The organism is Luteibacter sp. P4_E6 (assembly GCF_056401535.1).
Genome location: NZ_JBFUJE010000529.1, coordinates 1 through 2,636 on the forward strand (window position 1 = coordinate 1; position 2,636 = coordinate 2,636).

Consider the following 2,636-nt stretch of genomic DNA (forward strand, 5'->3'; position numbering starts at 1 on the left):
CGCGTACGCGTTGCTCTTGGTGCTGGAAGGCGCGTCTGTAGAGTCCACGGCCGAACTGTTGCTCCTTGCGATTCATCGAGGGGACGTCTCGAAACCTTTTCCGTACGACGTTCTCAGCTTTCTTCTTGGACCGATACTCGCCCAGACTCTCCAAGAGATCCGTGATGTCTGTTCAGCGGATTGCGATCGAATTTCGTGCCTCTCTCGCGATTTAATAGAAGATCAAGACGAACCTAGAACTTATTGGGGGCGCTTTGACGAGCCGGGGATCGAAGCCGTGAATGACACACGGATCTTGATCATTGAGAACGGACGCGCGGCGTGCAAGGTGGGCTTCGATGTGAATGAAGATCGCAAATGTCCTTTGTTCTCTCAAGAACCTTGCGTAAAGGAGCTTCTAACATTTCTTTCAATCATTCAGAAAGTGGCTCATTTTCGACGTGCGCAAGCGGTAGGCGCTCGTAACGTCGCGACATAGATGCGCGCTGCCTCGTACGTCAAGTGACCCAGCGTGCGCTTTGTGGTGCCGGCACGTCGGTCGGGTTCTTCATTGCTCTGATGCATGGATGCGCCACGTCTCAACTCACCGCTCGGTGGATGTTCAATCTTAGCGCTCGGGCGATACTGCACAATCGGGTTGCACCGCGTGCCTACGTTGCGCGTCACTGGTCGCGGAGTTCCCTGGGTCTTCTAAACGGGCCTTTTCATTCGACGCATCCAATCCATTGCTTGTGAAACGATCTGAGCGGATATGTTCGGGTGACCATGAAGCCTATGCGACCAGAGGATCCGACTAATTAGTCGTRTGGTGTATGCACTGGCCGATTGTTTGCTCATCGTGTCCAGCGTTACCACAATGACGTGATTTTCTGCGATGCACTTGAAACTATCGTCTAATATGAGAGCGGCATCTATTGACCATGCGCCAGGCGCTCCGCGCATGGTTCTCTTCAAGAGAAGCATAGGGCCCGTGGAGACGAAGCTAGCCGGGACACAGCTGTTCGCCGCGTACTGGCGGTCGCGGTACCTCGGCAAATCAAAGTCGAGCGTCCCGTCGTGGCGAATGTTGCCGCCGTTGACTATAGGAAAGCCGGCGGCGGGGTCTGAGCGAAGCATATCTCGGCACCGATTCCAGACGAGTGGCCCCACCCTGGCGCGCGCCCCTTGGCTGCTTCGCTTTCTGGTATGAAGTTTTGCCTGCCTCGACTCTTCATCACCGTGTGAAAACATGATGTGAGGAATTTTCTTTCTGAGCGCGGGCTTGTCGCGCCGAAGGAAAGCCTGAAAACCGATATCTTGGCTGACGTTAGGGAAAAGATTTCGGTCGTCAAAGGCGAGAACGTCGATGCTGCTGGCCCACTTCGCCACATATGCTCTTAGCCCATGGCATCGCCTATTGTTTATCCAGCCATAGGGAGCGAGCACAAACGCATGTCCCTCAGGGGTTGTCAGCTCGAGGCACTTACGAATTGCGAGGCAATAAAGGTTCGCCCCAAATCCCTTGGCAATTTCCCAATCGAAGCCGAAGGCCTCTGTTGTTGCTCGATTCATCGAAAGATATGGCGGGTTGCTGACGACCAGGTCGAACGTTTCCTCGAGGGTGGAGAAGACATCTCCCTGGAGAGTCCGTACCTTGTAACCGCTTCCGTTCTTTGGAATGCGCGCTACAGCAGATCGTGCGACCTCAGCGCAATGAAGTTCTACCAATATCCCTTTTTTTGTCAGTGCGTTAGCCACCGCGTGGCCAAGGCGCCCATCGCCGGCGAATGCGTCGAGCAAACGAACAGCTCGCCGGGTGCCTCGTGGGACTGATACATGGGATGCGACGAACTCGGCAAAGGAGTCAGCCAGGTCCGCCGGGGTCGGATGCACTCCGACATCGGTCCACAAATCAGTTTCGCGCATGCTTTTGTCGAGATACATCATCGGAATTGTACGGTACGACGGCGGGGACTTTCGACAAGAGCTCGACCGCCCGGACCAGGGTGAGGCTAAGCTTCGACAGGGTCGGTCCGCTCAGCGTGTCTTGTGTGATGAGTCGACGCAGAGTGGGCAGCTCGCCCCTGATCTCCTCCAGTGCGGCGGAGAATTGTCGCATGAGAATCAACTGCGGGCGATTCAAGTACAGGCGTTCGATAATGTACCTGCCGTGACGCTCGTTGCTAACAACGCTCGAGTTCACGTCGACACCTAAAAATGTTGAGTAGTCGATGCCAGCCGGATAAGGGTATTGCAGCGTCGGGTCTTCCGGCCAATCGCTCCCCTTGAATGAGTTGCAAATCGCACAGCAGTAGAACAAGTTATGAATATCATCTACCAGCTTTGGGAACTGCTTCTTCGGCTTGTGATGCTCAACGTGAAAGTTGCGCTCTCCTCCGAACGATCCTTCGTGGATGGCGCAATAAACGCACTGATGCATTCCCTCTTTACGAAGAATAGGTTTCCACTTTGAATAGTTTCCCGCCGTCGGTTGAGCGGTCTTTGACTTGTTGATGAGAATCCATTTCATTTTCGCTGCTCAGTCAGTTCTTCTTAGGCTCTTTAGCGAGCCCTTCGAGAATTCCTTGGATTTCATCTCGTACGAATACAATCTCTTCGGCGAGATCTTTTAGCGTATTGGCACTCTGATCCCGGTC

Annotated in this window: 3 protein-coding genes; 1 reads left to right on the top strand and 2 read right to left on the bottom strand. The window is 54.0% G+C overall.

The window, feature by feature from the left end; genetic code table 11:
- Positions 1 to 478: hypothetical protein (locus tag AC1DT2_RS20320; protein ID WP_477298338.1), on the top strand; the 478-nt coding region annotated here is incomplete at its 5' end.
- A gap of 212 nt (positions 479 to 690) precedes the next feature.
- On the opposite strand, the gene AC1DT2_RS20325 is transcribed toward AC1DT2_RS20320, so the two are convergent.
- Both AC1DT2_RS20325 and AC1DT2_RS20330 read right to left on the bottom strand, forming a co-directional pair.
- Positions 691 to 1,926 (bottom strand): Eco57I restriction-modification methylase domain-containing protein, encoded by a 1,236-nt coding sequence (locus tag AC1DT2_RS20325; RefSeq protein ID WP_477298339.1) that lies wholly within the window; start codon positions 1,924 to 1,926, stop codon positions 691 to 693.
- Positions 1,892 to 2,509 (bottom strand): hypothetical protein, encoded by a 618-nt coding sequence (locus AC1DT2_RS20330; RefSeq protein ID WP_477298340.1) that lies wholly within the window; start codon positions 2,507 to 2,509, stop codon positions 1,892 to 1,894. Before AC1DT2_RS20330 ends, AC1DT2_RS20325 begins: the two co-directional genes overlap by 35 nt.
- Between the last annotated feature and the right edge of the window lie 127 nt (positions 2,510 to 2,636).